The organism is Actinophytocola sp., from assembly GCF_045807065.1.
GTDB lineage: Bacteria > Actinomycetota > Actinomycetes > Mycobacteriales > Pseudonocardiaceae > Actinophytocola.
Window position 1 is genome coordinate 1 of sequence record NZ_JBJMIE010000760.1, and the last position, 19568, is coordinate 19568.

The 19568-nt window shown below is 71.6% G+C and carries 20 protein-coding genes; 10 read left to right on the top strand and 10 right to left on the bottom strand.

All coding sequences use genetic code 11. The features are described from left to right. Both ACJ73U_RS44360 and ACJ73U_RS44365 read right to left on the bottom strand, forming a co-directional pair. Positions 1–612 (bottom strand): hypothetical protein (locus tag ACJ73U_RS44360; RefSeq protein WP_407783804.1); only part of this gene is annotated, 612 nt, incomplete at its 3' end. 49 nt (positions 613–661) lie between these two features. Further along, positions 662–1594 (bottom strand): carbohydrate kinase family protein, encoded by a 933-nt coding sequence (locus tag ACJ73U_RS44365; protein WP_407783823.1) that lies wholly within the window; start codon positions 1592–1594, stop codon positions 662–664. A 194-nt stretch (positions 1595–1788) separates the two neighbouring features. On the opposite strand from ACJ73U_RS44365, the gene ACJ73U_RS44370 reads away from it, so the two are divergent. Next, positions 1789–1959, top strand: coding sequence for a hypothetical protein (locus tag ACJ73U_RS44370; protein WP_407783805.1), 171 nt, complete (start codon positions 1789–1791; stop codon positions 1957–1959). A gap of 66 nt (positions 1960–2025) precedes the next feature. Here ACJ73U_RS44370 and ACJ73U_RS44375 read toward each other — a convergent pair whose 3' ends face one another. Further along, positions 2026–2388 carry a HesB/IscA family protein gene (locus ACJ73U_RS44375; protein WP_407783806.1) on the bottom strand — a complete coding sequence of 121 codons (363 nt, stop codon included), beginning with the start codon at positions 2386–2388 and terminating at the stop codon, positions 2026–2028. A gap of 132 nt (positions 2389–2520) precedes the next feature. Further along, on the bottom strand, positions 2521–3630 hold the full coding sequence (locus ACJ73U_RS44380) for a glycerate kinase (protein ID WP_407783807.1): 1110 nt from the start codon (positions 3628–3630) through the stop codon (positions 2521–2523). 38 nt (positions 3631–3668) lie between these two features. Here ACJ73U_RS44380 and ACJ73U_RS44385 point away from each other — a divergent pair, with 38 nt between their 5' ends. From ACJ73U_RS44385 to ACJ73U_RS44395, 3 genes are all read left to right on the top strand, one after another. Then, positions 3669–4319 carry a DUF3043 domain-containing protein gene (locus ACJ73U_RS44385; RefSeq protein WP_407783808.1) on the top strand — a complete coding sequence of 217 codons (651 nt, stop codon included), beginning with the start codon at positions 3669–3671 and terminating at the stop codon, positions 4317–4319. Continuing rightward, a complete protein-coding gene (locus ACJ73U_RS44390; RefSeq protein WP_407783809.1) occupies positions 4312–5103 on the top strand; it encodes an SDR family oxidoreductase in 792 nt (263 codons plus the stop codon). Before ACJ73U_RS44385 ends, ACJ73U_RS44390 begins: the two co-directional genes overlap by 8 nt. A gap of 81 nt (positions 5104–5184) precedes the next feature. Further along, the gene (locus tag ACJ73U_RS44395) at positions 5185–6168 is read left to right on the top strand and encodes an aldo/keto reductase family protein (RefSeq protein ID WP_407783810.1); all 984 of its coding nucleotides are present in this window, start codon (positions 5185–5187) and stop codon (positions 6166–6168) included. Positions 6169–6799: 631 nt separating this feature from the next. On the opposite strand, the gene ACJ73U_RS44400 is transcribed toward ACJ73U_RS44395, so the two are convergent. Then, positions 6800–6934 (bottom strand): hypothetical protein, encoded by a 135-nt coding sequence (locus ACJ73U_RS44400; protein WP_407783811.1) that lies wholly within the window; start codon positions 6932–6934, stop codon positions 6800–6802. Between the two features lie 59 nt (positions 6935–6993). Between ACJ73U_RS44400 and ACJ73U_RS44405 the strand changes: the two genes are divergently transcribed. From ACJ73U_RS44405 to ACJ73U_RS44415, 3 genes are read left to right on the top strand one after another with little or no spacing between them, the layout of a single operon-like run. Further along, positions 6994–7518 carry a bifunctional adenosylcobinamide kinase/adenosylcobinamide-phosphate guanylyltransferase gene (locus ACJ73U_RS44405; protein WP_407783812.1) on the top strand — a complete coding sequence of 175 codons (525 nt, stop codon included), beginning with the start codon at positions 6994–6996 and terminating at the stop codon, positions 7516–7518. Positions 7519–7537: 19 nt separating this feature from the next. Further along, positions 7538–8608 (top strand): nicotinate-nucleotide--dimethylbenzimidazole phosphoribosyltransferase, encoded by a 1071-nt coding sequence (gene cobT, locus ACJ73U_RS44410; protein WP_407783813.1) that lies wholly within the window; start codon positions 7538–7540, stop codon positions 8606–8608. Then, entirely contained in the window at positions 8608–9327 is a 720-nt protein-coding gene (locus tag ACJ73U_RS44415; RefSeq protein ID WP_407783814.1) for an adenosylcobinamide-GDP ribazoletransferase, read from the top strand. Before cobT ends, ACJ73U_RS44415 begins: the two co-directional genes overlap by 1 nt. Before the next feature lie 25 nt (positions 9328–9352). Here ACJ73U_RS44415 and ACJ73U_RS44420 read toward each other — a convergent pair whose 3' ends face one another. After that, the gene (locus tag ACJ73U_RS44420; protein ID WP_407783815.1) at positions 9353–10447 is read right to left on the bottom strand and encodes a branched-chain amino acid aminotransferase; all 1095 of its coding nucleotides are present in this window, start codon (positions 10445–10447) and stop codon (positions 9353–9355) included. Between the two features lie 63 nt (positions 10448–10510). Continuing rightward, entirely contained in the window at positions 10511–11437 is a 927-nt protein-coding gene (locus ACJ73U_RS44425; protein WP_407783816.1) for a hypothetical protein, read from the bottom strand. Positions 11438–11538: 101 nt separating this feature from the next. On the opposite strand from ACJ73U_RS44425, the gene ACJ73U_RS44430 reads away from it, so the two are divergent. Next, positions 11539–13041 (top strand): leucyl aminopeptidase, encoded by a 1503-nt coding sequence (locus tag ACJ73U_RS44430; RefSeq protein WP_407783817.1) that lies wholly within the window; start codon positions 11539–11541, stop codon positions 13039–13041. Between the two features lie 192 nt (positions 13042–13233). Here the strand turns inward: ACJ73U_RS44430 and ACJ73U_RS44435 are convergent, their stop codons facing one another. From ACJ73U_RS44435 to ACJ73U_RS44445, 3 genes are all read right to left on the bottom strand, one after another. Next, positions 13234–14112: an Hsp70 family protein gene (locus tag ACJ73U_RS44435; RefSeq protein WP_407783818.1), complete on the bottom strand. Its 879-nt coding sequence runs from the start codon at positions 14110–14112 to the stop codon at positions 13234–13236. Beyond that, positions 14109–16316 (bottom strand): Hsp70 family protein, encoded by a 2208-nt coding sequence (locus ACJ73U_RS44440; protein WP_407783819.1) that lies wholly within the window; start codon positions 16314–16316, stop codon positions 14109–14111. Before ACJ73U_RS44440 ends, ACJ73U_RS44435 begins: the two co-directional genes overlap by 4 nt. Positions 16317–16435: 119 nt before the next feature. Further along, positions 16436–16756: an oxidoreductase gene (locus tag ACJ73U_RS44445; protein ID WP_407783820.1), complete on the bottom strand. Its 321-nt coding sequence runs from the start codon at positions 16754–16756 to the stop codon at positions 16436–16438. 128 nt (positions 16757–16884) lie between these two features. Between ACJ73U_RS44445 and lpdA the strand changes: the two genes are divergently transcribed. Both lpdA and sucB read left to right on the top strand, forming a co-directional pair. Further along, complete coding sequence (gene lpdA / locus ACJ73U_RS44450; protein WP_407783821.1) at positions 16885–18255, top strand: dihydrolipoyl dehydrogenase; 1371 nt, start codon at positions 16885–16887, stop codon at positions 18253–18255. A 33-nt stretch (positions 18256–18288) separates the two neighbouring features. Continuing rightward, the coding region (gene sucB, locus ACJ73U_RS44455) for a 2-oxoglutarate dehydrogenase, E2 component, dihydrolipoamide succinyltransferase (protein WP_407783822.1) at positions 18289–19568 on the top strand (1280 nt) is incomplete at its 3' end.

Consider the following 19568-nt stretch of genomic DNA (forward strand, 5'->3'; position numbering starts at 1 on the left):
CGGCTTGGTGGTGCCGAACAGCGAGCCGTCGGGGTCGTCCGAGGAGCACAGCAGCTGCGTCGCGGTCACGAAGTCGCAGCCCTGGACGTCCCGCACCGGCCGGTCGAGCCGGATCGCGGACGCGTACGGGAGGTTGGCGGCGGGGTTGGTGAACGCGATCCCCGGCATCGGGTGCACGAGGAGCCGGGTCATGGTGCCCCACTCGCCGGCAACCATCCACCGCCCGTCCGGCGAGACCGCGGCGAACGAGTTGTTCGTCGCCTCCCAGGACTCCAGCGCGTGCTGGTACTCCGACCACGTGCCGTCCGGGGCCTGGACGCGGAACAGCTTGGCCCCCCGGTCGTCCCGCTGGTAGGGCTCCACGTAGTAACCGTGGCCGGCGCCCGGGTCACCCACGTGGTTCCAGCCGCGCGACGAGATGGACGCCGGGATCGTGCCGACGCCCGTGTACTTCACGGTCGTCCCGGACGGGCGCTCGACGACGGCGAGTCCCTGGCTCTCGTCCAGGGGACGCGCCACGTCGGAGCCGAGCACGCGCCAGGGCCCGACGTCCGCGGACGCGACCCCGACGAGGACGAGCATGAACACCACGGTGACCGCTAGAGCACGCATGGCTACTAGCAGTACCAGGTGTCACCGCATCGGAGTACCTACGAAAAGGTTAAGGAAGGATGGCGCTGATCTCCTCGGCCGCCTCCGGGCCGTAGGCGGCGCCGATCCGGGACAGGGCGAGCGCGGTGTCCAGCACCCACTCCTGCGGGCCGACGGTCTCGAGCACGAGCACCGCGATGTACGACCCGAGCTGGGCGGCGCGCTCCAGCTCGAGCCCCTTCTCCAGGCCGGCCAGCAGCCCGGCCCGGAACGCGTCCCCGACGCCGGTCGGGTCGGCCTTGATCGTCTCCGGCACGGCGGACACGTGGATCGCGGTCCCGCCGGCGTCGACCATCTCGACACCCTTCTCCCCGAGCGTGGTGATCCGCATCCCGACCCGCGCGAGCACGTCCTGCTCCGACCAGCCGGTCTTCTGCCGCAGCAGCTCCCACTCGTAGTCGTTGCTGAACAGGTACTTGGCGCCCTCGACGAACGCCCGGATCTGCTCGCCGGACATGCGCGCCAGCTGCTGCGACGGGTCCGCGGCGAACTCGTACCCCAGCTGCCGGCACTCCTCGGCGTGGCGCAGCATCGCGTCCGGGTCGTCCGGGCTGATCAGCACGAGGTCGAGACCGCCCACCCGCTCGGCCACCGGGCGCAGCTCGATGTTGCGTGCCTCGGCCATCGCGCCCGCGTAGAACGAGGCGATCTGGCACATGTCGTCGTCGGTCGTGCACACGAACCGCGCGGTGTGCGCGACCTCGGAGACGTGCACGCCGGAGCAGTCCACACCGTGCCGCTCCAGCCAGGACCGGTAGTCCGCGAAGTCCTCCCCGACCGCACCGACGAGCACGGGCGACCCACCCAGCACACCCATGCCGAACGCGATGTTGGCGCCGATCCCGCCACGCCGCACGACCAGGTCATCGACGAGGAAGCTCAGCGAAATCCGGTGCAGCTGCTCCGCCACGAGCTGCTCGGCGAACCTGCCCGGGAAGTGCATGAGGTGATCGGTGGCGATGCTTCCGGAGACGGCGACTGGCACGAGGGATTCCCCTGTCTGGTGGTCGTCAAGTGGGGTGAACAGCGGGAGTGAACGTTAGTCGGCGCCACGGACCGCGCCCCACCCGGGGACGCCTTCGACACTACCGATTGGTAAGGCTGTCCGGGACAACACGTGCGACCTAAGTTCGAGCTGTGACCACACCTGAACCCGAGTCCTACGCCCAGCTGATCGCGGACTGCGCCGACATCCCGACGACACTGATGACGTGCGAACCCGACCTCCCCGGCCCGCGCGCGGTTACGCCGTGGGAAGTGGACGACGTCACATTCGCCCAGGTCAGCAGCCTGGAGGACTACGTGTGAGCAGTGATGGGCCGCGACCTGTGGCCGCGGCCCATCACCGTGTCTGACTTCAGTACCGCGCTGGACTCAGTGGAACGAGTCGCCGCAGGCGCAGGAACCGCCGGCGTTGGGGTTGTCGATGGTGAAGCCCTGCTTCTCGATGGTGTCGACGAAGTCGATCGTCGCGCCGTTCACGTACGGGGCGCTCATCCGGTCAACGGCCACCTTCAGGCCGTTGAAGTCACGGAACAGGTCACCGTCGAGCGTGCGCTCGTCGAAGAACAGCTGGTAACGCAGGCCGGCGCAGCCACCGGGCTGGACGGCGATGCGCAGGTGCATGTCGTCACGGCCCTCCTGCTCCAGCAGGGCCTTGGCCTTGGTGGCTGCCGCGTCCGACACGAGCACGCCGTGCGTCTCCGTCTCGGTGGTGTTCTCCTGGGCGGTCGTCATGGTTCTCCCTCGACCTTTCGGACGTATTACCTGGGGTCAATCCCGGCCACGCCGCCGTTATTCCCCGTACTCCTCCACCCATGGTGACACACCCCGCTCAACCCTGGCTGTTACCGCCGCCACTGGGTGCTCTCACAGCCGCCATTGGGTGGAGACATGTTTGGCGAGATCACTCAGTGTGCCCGCCGGGTCGGCCAGCGACGCCTCGGCCGAACCGACGTGTTCGGCGACGGAGTACGCGTGCGTGACCCCGGCGGACGCGGCCCGGCGCCGGCCGACGCTGACCTGCCCGGCGAGCACGACACACGGCGTGCCGCGCTCGGCCGCCGCGCCGGAGACCCTGGTCACGAGCTTGCCGCGCAGCGACTGGAAGTCGAAGCTGCCCTCGCCGGTGAGCACGAGCTGGGCCTGGTCGAGGGCCTTGTCGAGGCCGGTGAGCCGGCGCACCACCCCGGCGCCGGACTCCACGGTCGCGCCCAGCGCGATCAGCGCCGCGCCGAGCCCGCCGGCCGCGCCCGCGCCCGGTTCGTCCCGGACATCCCGCCCCGCGATCCCGGCCAGCAGGTCCGCCCAGCGGGTCAGCGACCGCTCCAGCCGGCGAACGGCCAGGTCGTCGGCGCCCTTCTGGGGGCCGAACACACGCGCGGCGCCGTCCTTGCCGAGCAGTGGGTTCTCCACGTCGGAGGCCGCGACGAGGGTCACGTCACCGAGATCGACCTGGCCGACGAGCCGCACGGTGTCGATCAGCGGACCACCGCCGGGTGACAGCGGGTCACCGTCGACACCCACGGGGATGGCACCGAGTGCGCGGAGCATGCCGGAGCCACCGTCCGTGCTGCCGGACCCGCCGAGACCGACAACGATCGTGTGCACTTTGTGCTCGAGCGCGTGCGCGATGAGCTCGCCGACACCGATCGTGTTCGCGGCCAGCGCGTCCCGCTCCTCGCGGGGGACGAGGGTCAGCCCGCAGGCCTGGGCGCACTCGATGTACGCCGTCCCCTCGTGTTCGAGCCACACGGCGTCCACCGGCCCGCCGAGCGGACCCGCGACCGTCCGGTGGTGGAGGTCGCCGTCGAGGGCCGATCTGAGCACCTCGACGAAGCCGGGGCCGCCGTCGGCCAGTGGACAGAGGGTGAGCTCGTCGTCAGGCGCACCACTGCGCCACCCGGCGGCGATGGCCACGGCGGCCTCCGGCGCGGTCAACGTCCCACCGAAGCAGTCAGGAGCGATCAGGACCCGCATGGGCAAAGCGTAATGTGGCCTCCTTTACTCTTTGGCGTGTGAGGTTCCTTCGCCGTAAAGAAGCAGAGTCCGCCGACGACACCGGTGAGGTCGAGGCTGCGGAGGAGGACCTCGCCGCGAGCAAGGCCCACACCGCGGCCAAGGGCCGGCCGACGCCCAAGCGCCGGGAGGCCGAGCAGCGCAGGCGCGGCCCCGTCGCGCCGCCCCCACGCACGACCCGCGAGGCGATCAAGCGGGCGCGCGGCAACAAGGACGAGCGCAAGGAGCTCGCCGCCAAGCGCCGGGAGGTCCGCGTCAAGCAGCGCGAACGCATGATGGCGGGCGACGAGAAGTACCTGATGCCCCGCGACCGCGGCCCGGTCAAGGCGTACATCCGGGACTACATCGACTCGCGCCGCAACCTGCTCGGGCTGTTCATGCCGCTCGCGATCCTGATCTTCGTCGCGCTGCTGGTGCCGAACGCCCGCGTGCAGAGCCTCACGACGCTGCTGTGCCTGCTGATGCTGGTCGCGATGATCATCGAGGGCGTGCTGGCGGGCGGCAGGATCACCCGGAAGGTGCGGCAGAAGTTCCCGAAGGAGCCGGTCCGCGGGCTGTCGGTCGGCTGGTACGCGTTCATCCGCGCGTCACAGATCCGCAAGCTGCGGGTGCCGAAGCCGAGGGTGTCCCCCGGCGTCAAGGTTGAGTGAACTGTCCCGCGACCCGCTGCCGCTGCGCGGTCGGGTCGCGCTGGTGACGGGGGCCTCGCGGCGGAAGGGCATCGGGTACGCCACCTGTCGGCGGCTCGCCGCGTACGGGGCCTCCGTCTTCGTGCACCACTTCAGCCCGCACGACGCCGCGCAGCCCTGGGGTGCCGACGAGGTGCCCGCGGTGGTCGACGGCGTGCGTGCGGTGGCCGTCGCGCCCGCGGAGGTGGCGAACATGTCGGCCGACCTGGCCGATCCGGAGGCGCCCGCGGCGCTGGTGTCCGCGGCGGTGTCCGCGCTCGGGCGGTTGGACATCCTGGTGTGCAACCACGCCCGGTCGGGTTCGGACGGTCCCCTGTCGGCCGTGACCGCGCAGCTGCTGGACGCCCACTGGACGGTCAACGCCCGCGCGTCGATCCTGCTGGCTCGGGCCTTCGCCGCACTGGGCGGCCCCGGGCGGCTGATCTTCCTCACGTCCGGCCAGAACGAGGGCCCGATGCCGGGCGAGGTGGCCTACGCGGCGAGCAAGGGCGCCCTGTGGTCGATCACGGCCACCCTGGCCGAGGAGCTGGCGGACCAGGGCATCACGGTGAACGCCGTCAACCCCGGCCCGGTCGACACGGGTTACGCCCCGCCGGACGTCCATGCCGAGGTGGCGGCCCGCTTCCCGGCCGGCCGCTGGGGCGACCCGGACGACCCCGCCCGCCTGATCGCGTGGCTGGCCACCGACGAGGCCCGCTGGATCACCGGCCAGGTGATCAACACCGAGGGCGGCTTCCGCCGCTGAGTTGTCCACAGGTCGGTCACTTGTCCACAGGCAAGCGCTCACCCCCGATCCTGGAGCGACTCCACCGTTAAGTTGGTCCTCATGGAGTTTCGTCGTCTTGGCCGCAGCGGTCTCAACGTCAGTGAGATCTCGTACGGCAACTGGATCACCCACGGGTCCCAGGTCGAGGAGGAGCAGGCACACGCCTGCGTGAAGGCCGCCCTGGACTCCGGGATCACCACCTTCGACACCGCGGACGTCTACGCGAACACCCGCGCGGAGTCCGTGCTCGGGCGCGCGCTGGCCGGGCAGCGGCGGGAGAGCCTGGAGATCCTCACGAAGGTGTTCTGGCCCACCGGACCGGGCGGCCCGAACGACCGGGGCCTGGGCCGCAAGCACATCACCGAGTCGGTCAACGGCTCGCTCAAGCGCCTGCAGACCGACTACATCGACGTCTACCAGGCGCACCGGTTCGACCCGACGGTGCCGTTGGAGGAGACGTTCCTCGCGTTCGCGGACATCGTGCGGGCCGGCAAGGTGCTCTACATCGGCGTCTCGGAGTGGAAGGCCGACCAGATCAGGGCGGGCGCCGAGCTGGCCCGTGAGCTGAAGGTGCCGTTCATCTCCAACCAGCCGCAGTACTCGATGCTGTGGCGGGTCATCGAGCCCGAGGTCGTGCCGGCGAGTGAGGAGGCCGGCCTCGGACAGATCGTCTGGTCGCCGATCGCTCAGGGCGTGCTCACGGGCAAGTACCTGCCCGGCCAGCCGCCGCCCGCCGGTTCCCGAGCCACCGACCAGCAGGGCGGGAACTTCATCTCGCGCTTCCTCGAGAACAACGAGCTGCTGGAGAAGGTCCAACTGCTCAAGCCCATTGCCGAGGAGGTCGGGCTGTCCATGGCGCAGCTGGCGATCGCCTGGGTGCTCCAGAACCCGAACGTCGGGTCGGCGATCATCGGCGCCACCCGGCCTGAGCAGGTCACGGAGAACGTCAGGGCGGCTGGGGTCAAGTTGGATGCTGAGGTGTTGAAGAAGATCGATGAGGTGTTGGAGGGGGTGGTTATCAGCGATCCTGGTCTTGGTGGGTGAGGGGTTTCTGCGTCTTGGTTGGGGCTGGGTGGGGCCGGGGGTGGGCCGGGGGTGCGTGGGGAGGGGTTGGCGACGGGGATGGTTGGCCAGGTCCGCTTCATGCCCTCGTGGGCGGGGGGCGGTGGCCGGGGGTGTGTGTGAGGGGCTTGGCAATTGAGCTTGGTTGGCCAGGTCCGCTTCACGGCCCCCGTGTGGCCGGGAGCAGTGGCCCGGGGTGCATGAGAGGGCTTGGCAACTGAGCCTGGCTGGCCAGGTCCGCTTCACGGCCCCCCGTGCGACCGGGGGCGGCGGCCCGGGGTGCATGAGGGGCTTGGCAATCGAGCCTGGCTGGCCAAGCCCGCTTCGTGGCCCCATCTGGCCGGAGCGATGGCCCGGGGTGCACGAGAGGGCTGGCTTGGTAATCGAGCCTGGCTGGCCAAGTCCGCTCCACGCCCCTGTCGGCCGCCAGCGATGGCCGGGAGTGCACGAGGCCGAACTTGGCCAATCAAACCTGCCTCGCCAAACCCACTCCCCACCCCATCAGCCACCGACGACAGCCGCGAGCGCACGAGGCCGAACTTGGCAACCGAACCTGCCTCGCCAAGCCTGCTTCACACCCCCGTGGCCGCATGGCTGCGGTTGCATCTCGGGTTCATTGGTGCAGGCTCATCGGGCCGTATACGGGCTCGCCGTCGCGTAGGAGGGTTACCTCGTCGATGTCGGCTTCGATGAGGTCTCGCCAGTGGGCGGAGAGCCAGTCCTCGGCGGTGGGCTGGTCGTCGAACACTGGTGATCCGTCATGGCTCCAGCGGTACTCCACAGCTGCACACGATAGCGTCCGGTTTTGTGGCGACTCTGGTGCTCGGTGGTGCTCGTTCCGGGAAGTCGGCGCATGCGGAAGGTCTCATGCCCTCCGAGCACGCGACCTATGTGGCGACCGCGCGGGTCGACCCTGGGGATGGCGAGTGGGCGGCGCGGATCGCGGCCCACGTCGCTCGTCGGCCGTCGGGGTGGCGGACGGTTGAGCCTGCGGATCTGGCCGGCTTCCTGGCGGAGGTGACGGGGCCCGTCATCGTGGACGACCTTGCGACCTGGTTGGCCGGGGTGATGGACGACCGCGGGGTGTGGGACGGCTCGGACGAGGGTGGGCTGGACGACGTGCGGCGGGAGTGTGGGCGGCTGGTTGGCGCGGTGGGCGCGTCGGCGGCGGAGTTGGTGCTCGTGTCGGCGGAGGTTGGCCTCGGCGTGGTGCCCGCTACGCGTTCTGGCAGGCTCTTCCGCGATCAGCTCGGCATGCTCAACGCGAGTCTCGCGGAACGGTGTGTCGAGGTGGTGTTGCTGGTGGCCGGCATTCCCCTGCGGCTGCGCTGACTCACCCGGAGGAGTCTCGATGGAGTTCGATGTCGTCAGCCCGCCCGACGAGACCGTGCGGCAGGCAGCGGAGGAGCGGCACGCGCGGTTGACCAAGCCACGCGGCTCGCTCGGCCGGCTCGAGGAGCTGGGCACGTGGCTCGCCGCGTGTCAGGGGACCTGTCCGCCGCGGCCGCTGCAGCGGGCGCGGGTGGTGGTCTTCGCGGGGGATCACGGGGTGGCCGCGCATGGTGTGTCTGCTTACCCGAGTGAGGTCACCGCGCAGATGGTGGCCAACTTCCAGGGCGGCGGCGCGGCCATCAACGTGCTGGCGGGCGTCGCCGGGGCGACCGTGCGGGTGGTGGACATGGCCGTGGCCGCGGACACCTCCGCTGGTGACCGGAAGGTCCGGCGGTCGTCGGGCTCCATCGATCGGGAGGACGCGCTCAGCGAGGAGGAGGTCGAGGCCGCCCTGGCAGCCGGCAGGGCCATCGCGGACGAGGAGGTCGACTCCGGTGCCGACCTGCTGGTCGCCGGGGACATGGGCATCGCCAACACCACGCCGGCTGCCGTGCTGGTCGCCGCCATCACGGGTAGTGAGCCGGTGGCGGTGGTCGGGCGGGGTACGGGCATCGACGACCGGGCGTGGATGCGCAAGACGGCCGCCATCCGGGACGCGCTCCGCCGGGCCAAGCCGGTCACGGCGGACCCCGTGGCGCTGCTGAGAACCACGGCCGGGGCGGACATCGCGGCCATGGCGGCGTTCCTCGCGCAGGCGGCCGTGCGTCGGACGCCGGTGGTGCTGGACGGTGTCGTGTCCGGTGCGGCGGCGTTGCTGGCCGAGGAGCTGGCGCCCGGTGCGCGGGCGTGGTGGGTGGCCGGGCACCGGTCGACCGAGCCGGCGCACACGCTGGTGCTGGAGCATCTGGACCTCAAGCCGCTGCTGGAGCTGAACATGCGGCTCGGCGAGGGCTCCGGGGCGACGGCCGCGATCCCCCTGCTCACGATGGCCGCCCAGGTCCTGCTCGACATGGCCACGTTCGAGGACGCGGGCGTGAGCGGCGGCCCGGATACCCCGACGGAACAGGAAGAGCCGGCAGGGACCGAGTAGTGCTCGCCGGGGTGCGGCTCGCGTTCTCCTGGCTCACCGTGCTGCCCGTGCCGGTGCGGCACGTGGACCGCGCGCTCGCCGGCGCCGCGATCTCCTCGGCGCCGCTCGTGGGGCTCGTGCTCGGGGGCGCGGCCGGCGGGCTGCTGGCGCTGCTGAACCTCGTCGGGGTCGGCGGGCTGCTCGCCGGCCTGCTCGTCGTCGCGTTCCTGGCGCTCGCGACCCGCGGCATGCACCTCGACGGGCTCGCCGACACCGCCGACGGCCTCGGCTCCTACCGGGGGCCCGAACGGGCGCTCGCGATCATGCGGGACGGACCGGTCGGACCGTTCGGGGTGGTCGCGCTGGTCCTGGTGCTGGGCCTCCAGGCCGCCGCCATCCACGACTGGCCCGCGGTGATCCTCGCCGTCACCACCGGGCGGGTGGCGTTCGTGCTGTGCTGCCACGGCGTGCCGGCCGCGCGGCCGGAAGGGCTCGGGGCGCTGGTCGCCGGCACCCAGCCACTCGCGGCGCCGGTCTTCTGGCTGATCGGCGTGCTGCTGGTGTCACCGCTGGCCGACATCGCCCATCCATACCGAGGCCCGGTGGCGATCGTGCTCGCCACCGGGCTCGTCCTGCTGCTCATCCACCACGTCCAGCGACGGCTGGGCGGCATCACCGGCGACGTCCTCGGCGCCGCCGGTGAACTCGCCACCACCGTGGTGCTGGTCGTCCTCAACTGAGGATGCCGCGCTCCGCAGGCCGCGCTCAGGAGAGCTTCGTCAGCCAGCCGTGGGTGTCGGGGGCGGTGCCGCGCTGGATGGCGGTCAGCGCATCCCGCAGGCGCATCGAGACCTCGCCGGAGTGGCCGCCGTTGATCGTGAACGACCCCTCGGCGTGCTTCACGGAGCCGACCGGCGTGATCACCGCGGCCGTCCCGCAGGCGAAGACCTCGGTCAGCTCGCCGGACTCGACCTTCTTCTCCCACTCCTCGGTGGAGATGCGCCGCTCCTCGACCGGGTAACCCAGGTCGGTGGCCAGCGTCAGGACCGAGTCGCGGGTGATGCCGGCCAGCAGCGAGCCGGACAGCTCCGGCGTCACCACCCGGGCGTCGTCACCGGAGCCGAAGACGAAGAACAGGTTCATCCCGCCCATCTCCTCGACCCAGCGGCGCTCGATCGCGTCCAGCCACACCACCTGGTCGCAGCCCTGCTCGGCGGCCTGCGCCTGCGCCACCAGCGACGCCGCGTAGTTGCCGGCGAACTTGGCCGCACCGGTGCCGCCGGGTGCGGCTCGCACGTACTCGGTCGACAGCCACACGTTCACCGGCTTGACCCCGCTCGCGAAGTACGAGCCGGCCGGTGAGGCGATCAGCAGGTAGAGGTACTCGGCGGAGGGCCGTACCCCCAGCCCCACCTCGGTGGAGATCATGAACGGGCGCAGGTACAGGGATTCCTCGTCCTGCTCGGGCACCCAGTGCCCGTCGACGGCCACCAGCTCCCGCAGCGAGTCGAGGAACAGCTCGTCCGGCAGTTCGGGCATCGCCAGCCGGACCGCGGAGCGGCGGAACCGCTCGGCGTTCGCCTCCGGACGGAACGACTGGATGGACCCGTCGACGTGGCGGTAGGCCTTGAGTCCTTCGAAGATCGCCTGGCCGTAGTGCAGCACCATGGCCGCGGGGTCCAGCTCGATCGGGCGGTACGGTTCGACCGTCGCCCCGTGCCAACCTTCGGTGCGGTTCCAGCGCGCGGTCACCATGTGGTCGGTGAAGTACACGCCAAAACCCGGGTTGGCCAACACTTCCGCGATCCGCTCCGGGGTCGCCGGCGCCGGATGGGGAGTTCTGGTGAATGACTGGGTCATGTGAGCACCGTAACTCTCCTCGGGCCGTTCAGAGAATCGGCAGTTCGACTGTTTGACGTCCTACTATGCCTTATCTCGGCGGCCGCCAAGAAGCCGGATTCCCGCTTCACCGAGAAGGAGGACGGACGCGCCGGCGATCGTGTACTCGGGTTCGAGCAGCAGCCCACCGAGCGCCGCGGCGGCGGCCGCCAACGCGACCACGTGGGCCGGCCGGACCGGCGCCAGCTCGCGGATCTCCCCCAGCACGCCGCGCAGCGCGGACACGGACGCGACGGTCACGCCGACCACCAGCACCCCGTCCACGCGTGCGGCATCGGCCGCCGCGAGCGCGTCCCGCAGCGGCGCCGCGGACAACGCCAGCCGCTCCCCGCCGAGCTGCCACAGCACCGCGACCGCCACGGCCAGGCTCACGGCCAGCGCCACCCCGACGACCGCCACCCGCTCCCAGCGCACCGCGCTCGGCGACCCGACGAAGCACAGGTAGAGCAGCAACGCCGCGGGCGCCAGACCGAGCGGGGAGTTCGCGCCGGCCGCGTCCGCCGGCGGGGCGACCGCCAGGTCCACCGGCGCGATCGCGAAGCACGACACGACGACCAGGACGAGCACGCCCACCACGATGACCGCCGCGACCCGGTCCACCACCCCCGGCAGCGGCGGCGCCAGCAGCACCACGCCGGCCACCACGATCACGAGCATCACCGCGCCGACCTCGGGCCGGCCGGGCAGCACGTACCTGCCGAAGGTCGTCGCGGCCGCCGCCGCGGCGGCAATCCTTCCCAGTATTCCCACTAGTGGCGCGACCCCGCCGGCCGGAGACTCCCGTGTGGACAGTGCGAACAGGACCGCGACCACCGCGGCCAGCACCATCGCGGGCACCAGCCACCACCCCGCGAGAGCCGCGGCAGGCGTCAGACCAAGGAAAAGGCCGGCGCCGAAAGTCGACACGACACCGCGGGCGACGCGGTCGACGGTCGATTGCGGTTGGATCACGGGCTCCACCGTGTCAGACGGGCGGCTACCCACCTGACGGTGGGCAGAGGTGAAACAAGTAGTTAGCATGCGTCAACAACTCGAACCGACAGGAGCCCTCGTTGACCGCGCCCAAGCTGTCACTGACCACCACCACGGCAGACGAGGCCACCGTTGACGCGGTGGTCATCGGCACCGTGCAGTCCGACAGCGACCCGGGGGGCGTCACGCTGGCACCGGGGAGCGAGCGGGTCGACGCCGCGTTCGGCGGCAACCTGGCCGAGATCCTGCGCACCGTCGGCGCCACCGGCAAGCAGGACGAGGTCGTGAAGATCCCGAGCATGGGCAAGATCAAGGCCGGGCTCGTGGTGGCCGCCGGCCTCGGCAAGGCGGGCGACGGCGGACCGGCTGCCGAGCAGGTGCGCCGCGCGTCCGGCGTCGCGGCCCGCGCGCTCGCCGGCACCAGGCGCGCGGTAACTACACTGTCCACTGTGGACCTCCAGGCCGCGGTCGAGGGCACGCTGCTCGGCGCGTACCGGTTCACCGAGTACCGCTCGGAGAAGGGCGACGCGCCGGTCGAGCGGGTGGACGTCGAGTCGCCCGCCGAGGGCACGGCGAAGGAGCACCGCACCGCGCTCAAGACCGCGACCGCCATCGCGGAGGCCGTGCGCACGGCGCGCGACTTCATCAACACCCCGCCGAACGACCTGTACCCGGCGTCCTTCGCGGACCGCGCGGCGGCTCTGGGCAGGGACGCGGGCCTGGAGGTCGAGGTCCTCGACGAGAAGGCGCTGCGCAAGGGTGGCTACGGCGGCGTGCTGGGTGTGGGCATGGGCTCGACCCGGCCGCCGCGCCTCGTGCGGCTGTCCTACCAGGGCCCGAAGGCGCGGAAGAAGGTCGCGCTGGTCGGCAAGGGCATCACGTTCGACACCGGCGGCATCTCGATCAAGCCGGCGGCGACCATGGACGAGATGACCTCGGACATGTCCGGCGCGGCGGCGGTCGTCGCGATCATGGTCCTGGCGTCGAAGCTGAAGTACCCGCTCTCCCTCACGGCGACCGTGCCGATGGCCGAGAACATGCCGTCCGGCTCGGCGTACCGCCCCGGCGACGTGCTCACCATGTACGGGGGCAAGACCGTCGAGGTGCTGAACACGGACGCGGAGGGCCGCCTGATCCTGGCCGACGCGATCGTGCGCGCGTGCGAGGACGGCCCGGACTACCTGATCGACATCGCCACGCTGACCGGCGCGCAGATGGTCGCGCTCGGCCGCCGCACCCCGGGGATCATGGGCACCGACGAGTTCCGCGACCGCACCGCCGAGATCGCCAGGTCGACCGGCGAGGGCGGCTGGCCGATGCCACTGCCGGACGAACTGCGCGGCGACCTGGACTCGAAGCTGGCGGACATCGCCAACGTGACGGGTCACCGCTGGGGCGGCATGCTGGCGGCGGGCATCTTCCTGCGCGAGTTCGTGGCCGAGAACGTGCAGTGGGCCCACATCGACATCGCCGGCCCGGCCTTCAACCCCGCGGCCCCGTGGGGCTACACCGCGAAGGGCGGCACCGGCGTCCCGGTCCGCACGGTGGCGGCCCTGCTGTCGGACATCGCAGACAACGGCTAAACTGGTCCGCCTCTCCCCGGATTTCCATGTGTGGGTTGCGTCCCGGCGACGGTGCCGGTGCCGAGGCGGATTGTGACTGAGCGCCGTCACGTTCCCCTGAGGTGACTGCTGATCAGGTACGGAACTCGCACAAAGATCCACGGGCCAGGCCTCATCCGCATGGCCTGACGTTGGGACCGTGTTCGCGGGCGTTCAGGGCGTCGTGGGGCCGCGGTTCAGCGCCGCCGCGCCGCGGGCCACCGCCGTCTCCGGTTCGGGGTCGGCCATCACCTGCTGGCCGGTCACCGCGCTGAGGCGCAACGCCAGCAGCGGGATGCGGCTGCAGCCGCCCACCAGCGAGATGTGGGTGACCGCCACGTCCGTGGTCACCTCGCTCACCATCGCCATCAGGTTGGTGATGTCCGGGGCGATGAGGAACTCGAACTCGGCGCGGGTCAGGCGGACCGCACGGTGGTCGGGGAGCACGATCTCCGCGATGTGGTGCCGGGACAGCAGCTCCTTGCCCACCCGCGCGGCCGCCAGCAGCTCCGCCCGGGTCGCGTCGTCCTTGACCGGTTCGACCAGGGATGGGCGCACCCGTTCGACGATGCGCTGGTCGAGGTCCACCGGCACCGCCGCGCTGGCGACCACGGTCTGGTCCCGCACGACGGCCACGTCCCACGTGCCGCCGCCCGCGTCGACCACCAGCACCGTCCCGCCGGCGGGCGCGAGGGCGGCGATGGCGACCGGTTCGGGGACCATCCGCACCTCGGGGACGCCGACCGCCCTGGCCAGCACGGCGACCCGCTCCGGCGGCCACACCGCGGGATGGGTGGCCACGACGTCGCCGACCTCCCCGAACCGGGCACGTGCCGCCGACACCATCCGCGCGAACACCGCGCCGACCATCAGCGGGTCGAGTGACGACTTGAGGTCGCGGCTCTCCTGCCCGCGCCCCAGCAGCGACGCGTCGGCGCCGACCACCCCCGAGTGCACGACCGAGGGCAGCCACGGCGCGCCGTCGACGGTCACCAGCTGGCCGTCGACCATGCCGACGGTGTTGATCGCGCCGAAGTCGATCACCAGGGTCATGGCAGCTGCCACAGGAACGGCCGCGCGTCGTCACCCGACCACGCGACCGAGCCGAGTGGCGTGCGCGTCGGCACCACGAACACGGCGCACACGGTGAATCGCCCGGAGGCGGTACCGACCGCGCACCCGTTGCGGTCGGACACCTGCCGCGCCGACACCGGCTGTGACCGGTCGTCCAACAGCAGCACCCGGCCCGCGAGGTCCGGCACGGACACCCCGACCGGCGACTCGACGACCGCCCGCACCAGCACCGCCCGGTGCCCCGGCCGGTCCACGACCGTCTTGTCCACATACGCGCTCGGCTCGGTAACCACGTCGACGATCGCCGCCCGCACCGCGGTGCTCCCGAGCCACAGCGGCCGCACGACACCGAGGGGCAACGCCCTGGCGGCCACCGGCCCACCGGCCGGCGACGCGCCATCGACCGACACCCGCGCGCCGATCTGCTCGCCGTCGGACACCTTGCTGATCACGACCGCGCGCACCGGCGTCCGCACCGAGACGGCGAACGCCAGGCACTGCCGCACGCTCTGCCCGGTGTCCAGCGCGGCCGGCGTCTCGGTCGGGCACGGCAGCGGCACGTCCCGCACGGACGGGATCAGCAGCCCCCGGTCGTCGGCGAGGAACGTGTCCCGCAGGTAGTAGGGCGCCACGGCGTCGGCCCGCGCCTTGATCGACATGTCGACGAGCACCCACCGCGTGTCCGCCGGCGGAGTACGCGCCCCGGCCTTGACCAGCTTGTCCGTGGCCGGGTCCGTGACGTCGTGCACGGTCCAGTCGACGTCGGTGCTCCCGTCGAACACCCGCACCGGCGCGCCCGGCTCGGCCGTGACCAACCCGTCCGACGGGTCCCCGCCGCGGGTGACGGCCGCGCCGGTCGCCGGGGGTGGCAGCGAGAACCGCTCGGTGGCCGCGAGCGCGGCGCCGGTGACCGCGTCGGCCGGGTGCAGGACGATGCCGTAGCCGACCGCGATGAACGCGAGCGTCATGGCGACCAGCAGCGCGCCGAGCGAGCGCGGGAGCTGCCGGGACTCGGCCTGCCGGCGGCGGCGTGACCGCGGTTCGGGCTTCGCCGGCGGCAGCGCGACCGGCATGTCCTGCGCTTGCCGCGGGTCCTGGTAGGAGACGGCGACCGCGCACGCGCCGAGCGCGACGACGGTCTCCGGTTGGTCGTCCAGCTGGATGTGGACGGGGATGACCTCCGCGAGCAGCCGACGCAGCAGCGGGATCCGGGTGGACCCGCCGGCGAGCTGGAGCGCGGTCAGCTGGTGCGCCTCGGGCCCGGACCGCAGGATCGTGCGCAGTGTGAAAGCGGTGATCCGGTCGAGGTCCGCGTGCAGGACCCGCTCCAGGTCGGCGCGGGTGAACGTGGTCCCGGGCAGCCCGCCGGGCAGCCGCAGCTCGACCTGCTCGTGGCGGGACAGCAGCTCCTTGGCCCGCCGCACCTCGCGCCGGAACGCGACGAGCTCGCGCAGCTGCACGAGGCTGACCCGCCCGGGCGCGGACACGTCGACGAGCACGTCGGCGAGGCCCGGCACGGTGTTCCGCAGGTAGTCGATGATCCGCTGGTCGAAATCGTTGCCGCCGAGGTCCGGAATGGACGCGTGGCCGATCACCACGATCCCGGCCGGCTCGCGCCGCACCACGGCCACGTCGGTGGTGCCGCCGCCGACGTCGAGCACACCGAGCACGGCCCCGAGCGGGAACCGGTCGGCCCCGTCGACGCCGAGCAGACCGCGGGTGGCGTACCAGACGCCGGCGCCGACCGGCTCGACGATCGTGCTGATCTGCGGCGCCAGGTCCTCGGCGGCGGCCAGCAGGCCGGCGCGCTGCTCGGGCCCCCAGCCGGCGGGGTGGGTCAGCACGAGGTGGTCGACGGGCGCGCCGACGACGACGGCCGCGGCCTTCACGGCACGGACGAGGATCGCGAGCACGACGGTCGGCACGGGCACGACGGTGTTGCCGAGCAGCACCTCGCGCTCGGCGATGCGCGTCTTCGCCCGGCTCTCCAGCCGGGACGGGTCGACGGCGGCCATCTGCAGGGCGTCGTGCCCGACGACGAGCGAGTCGTCGCCGGTGAGGAACACGGCGGACGGCAGGTAGGGCTCACCGTCCACATTGACCACCCTGGGCACCCCACCGCGCACGTGCACGACGGTGACGGTGTGCGAACTGCCGAAGTCGACGACAGCAGTAACGCTCACATGGTCCTCACCAGTACGTAGTGGCATCGCGGGACCACAGCTTGTCAGACCATGCGAGCGTTGGGGAGACCGAAAGCCGAGTTGACCAACCGATGCCCGGGCGGAACGGGTAACAGGTCTTACCGTGATCCGCCTTCGCGCTTCCGCCGCTCCTGGTACTCACGCATCCGCTTCGGGTAGCCGACCCGCTCCACCTCGTACAGTGGCATGGATCGCTTCCGCGCGAAGTCGCTCGCGGCCTCGAAGTTCGCGATGCGCCGTCTCGTCCACTCCCCGTCGTGCGCCACGAGCACGACGGTGGTGTCGGTCACGTTGGTTCGAGGCTCGACGTAGGCTTCGACCCCCTGGCGGGTCGACGCCCACTCGTCCAGGTGCGAGGTGTCGGCCTTGCTGGCGGACCGCACCTGCCCCTGCCCACGCTTCCGCCGGAACAACCCCACGGCCTCTACCTCCGTTGTGAGAACTCTGTTGAATTTGTCGCTTTCATTGTGCCTGTCCGGCCACCTCGCAAGCCTGCCGCACGAAGTGACAAGATGATGTGTGGTGACGACGAACCACAGGAGATCCCGTGACCGATACCTCCGCTGACCTCGTGATCCTGGGTGGCGGTTCCGGCGGCTACGCGTGCGCGTTCCGCGCCGCGGGCCTCGGCCTGTCCGTCATCCTCGTCGAGAAGGACAAGCTGGGCGGCACGTGCCTGCACCGCGGGTGCATCCCCACGAAGGCGCTGCTGCACGCGGCCGAGGTGGCGGACCTGGCGCGCGAGGGCGACCAGTTCGGCATCAAGTCCTCGCTCGAGGGCGTCGACATCGCGGGCGTCAACTCCTACAAGGACGGTGTCGTCGCCGGCCTGTACAAGGGGCTGCAGGGCCTCGCCAAGGCCAACAAGGTCACGGTCGTCGAGGGCGCGGGCACGTTCCGGGCCCCCAACGCGGTCGAGGTCGACGGGCGGACCTACACGGGCAAGAACGTGGTGCTCGCCACGGGCTCGTACGCGAAGACGCTGCCCGGCCTGGAGATCGGCGGCCGGATCATCACCAGCGACCAGGCCGTGCAACTGGACTACGTGCCCCGCAGCGTCGTGGTGCTCGGCGGCGGCGTGATCGGGGTCGAGTTCGCGAGCGTCTGGGCGTCCTTCGGCGCGGACGTGACGATCGTCGAGGCGCTCCCCCGCCTGGTACCGCTCGAGGACGAGTGGGCGTCCAAGCAGCTGGAGCGGGCCTTCCGCAAGCGCGGCATCAAGTACAAGACCGGCGTCAGGTTCACGGGTGCGGCCCAGAACGAGACCGCCGTGACCGTGTCGCTGGAGTCGGGCGAGGAGCTCGAGGCCGAGACGCTGCTCGTCGCGGTCGGCCGGGGGCCCAACAGCGCGGGCCACGGCTACGAGGACGCCGGCGTCACCATGGAGCGCGGGTTCGTGCTCACCGACGACCGGCTGCGCACCAACCTGCCGGGCGTCTACGCCGTCGGCGACCTGGTGCCCGGCCTGCAGCTCGCGCACCGCGGCTTCCAGCACGGCATCTTCGTCGCCGAGGAGATCGCGGGGCTCGACCCGCGCCCCGTCGAGGAGGCCGGCATCCCGCGGGTCACGTACTGCAAGCCCGAGGTGGCGTCCGTCGGGCTCACCGAGGCGCAGGCGAAGGAGAAGTTCGGCGGTGCGGACACCTACACGTACGCGCTGAGCGGCAACGGCAAGAGCCAGATCCTCAAGACGTCCGGCGGCGTCAAGCTGGTCAAGGCGCCCGACGGCCCCGTGGTGGGTATCACGATGGTCGGCGAGCGGGTCGGCGAGCTTGTCGGGGAGGCCCAGCTGATCTACAACTGGGAGGCGTACCCCGAGGACGTTGCGCCGCTCATCCATGCCCACCCCACCCAGACCGAGGCGCTGGGCGAGGCGTTCCTCGCCTTGGCCGGCAAGCCGCTGCACGTGCACGGCTAGAGCCGCACAAGTTCACAAGGAGTCAGCGAAACCATGGCGTTCTCCGTCCAGATGCCGGCACTCGGGGAGAGTGTCACCGAAGGCACCGTGACCCGGTGGCTGAAGCAGGTGGGCGACACCGTAGAGGTCGACGAGCCGTTGCTCGAGGTGTCCACGGACAAGGTCGACACCGAGATCCCGTCCCCAGCCGCGGGCGTGCTGCAGAAGATCGTCGCCGAGGAGGACGAGACGGTCGAGGTCGGCGCCGAGCTGGCGGTCATCGGCGACTCGGCCGAGGACGGCGCCGGGGACAGTTCCGCCGACAGTTCTGCCGGTGACGGGTCCGCCTCGGACACCGCCGAGCCCGAGGCGGAGCCCGAGCCCGAGCCGCGGCAGGAGGAGGAGCCCGAACCGGCGCAGGCCGAGGAGTCGGACGACTCGGACCAGTCCGGCGGTTCCGGCGACGGCACGCCGGTGACCATGCCGGCGCTCGGCGAGAGCGTCACCGAGGGCACCGTGACCCGCTGGCTCAAGCAGGTCGGCGACACCGTGGAGGTCGACGAGCCGTTGCTCGAGGTGTCCACGGACAAGGTCGACACCGAGATCCCGTCGCCGGTCGCCGGCACGCTGCTGGAGATCACCGCGGGCGAGGACGAGACCGTCGAGGTCGGCGGCCGGCTCGCGGTCGTCGGCTCCGGCTCCCCGGCGCCGAAGCAGGAGTCGAAGCCGGCGCCCAAGGCCGAGGCGAAGCCCGAACCCGAACCGGAACCCGAACCCGAACCGGAGCCGGCGCCCAAGCAGGAGGCCAAGCCCGAGTCGAAGCCGGCACCCAGGCCGGAACCGAAGCCCGAGCCCAGGCAGGAGGCAAGGCCCGCGGCCCAGCAGTCCGCGCCGAGGCCGGTCGCGCAGACCGGCAACGGCTCGCGTGGTGACGGCCCGTACGTCACGCCGCTGGTGCGCAAGCTCGCCGCCGAGAACGACGTCGACCTGTCGACGGTCAAGGGCAGTGGCGTCGGTGGCCGCATCCGCAAGCAGGACGTGCTGGCCGCGGCCGAAGCCGCCAGGAAGCCGGCCCCCGCACCCGCCGCCGCGGCACCCGCCGCCCGGTCCGCCGCCCCGGCCGCGCCGAGCGCCGACCTGCGTGGCAAGACCGAGAAGATGAGCCGCCTGCGCCAGACGGTGTCCAAGCGCATGGTCGAGTCGCTGCAGACGGCCGCGCAGCTCACCCAGGTGGTCGAGGTCGACGTGACCAGGATCGCCAGGCTGCGGCAGCGGGCCAAGGCGGCGTTCGAGGCACGCGAGGGCGTCAAGCTGACGTTCCTGCCGTTCTTCGC

What these genes read in the sequence shown, in the direction of transcription:
- ACJ73U_RS44435 (WP_407783818.1), bottom strand. Translation starts at nt 14,112, where the DNA reads ATGACCCTGGTGATCGACTTCGGCGCGATCAACACCGTCGGCATGGTC.
- ACJ73U_RS44395 (WP_407783810.1), top strand. Translation starts at nt 5,185, where the DNA reads ATGGAGTTTCGTCGTCTTGGCCGCAGCGGTCTCAACGTCAGTGAGATC.
- ACJ73U_RS44375 (WP_407783806.1), bottom strand. Translation starts at nt 2,388, where the DNA reads ATGACGACCGCCCAGGAGAACACCACCGAGACGGAGACGCACGGCGTG.
- ACJ73U_RS44365 (WP_407783823.1), bottom strand. Translation starts at nt 1,594, where the DNA reads ATGCACTTCCCGGGCAGGTTCGCCGAGCAGCTCGTGGCGGAGCAGCTG.
- ACJ73U_RS44420 (WP_407783815.1), bottom strand. Translation starts at nt 10,447, where the DNA reads ATGACCCAGTCATTCACCAGAACTCCCCATCCGGCGCCGGCGACCCCG.
- cobT (WP_407783813.1), top strand. Translation starts at nt 7,538, where the DNA reads ATGGAGTTCGATGTCGTCAGCCCGCCCGACGAGACCGTGCGGCAGGCA.
- ACJ73U_RS44380 (WP_407783807.1), bottom strand. Translation starts at nt 3,630, where the DNA reads ATGCGGGTCCTGATCGCTCCTGACTGCTTCGGTGGGACGTTGACCGCG.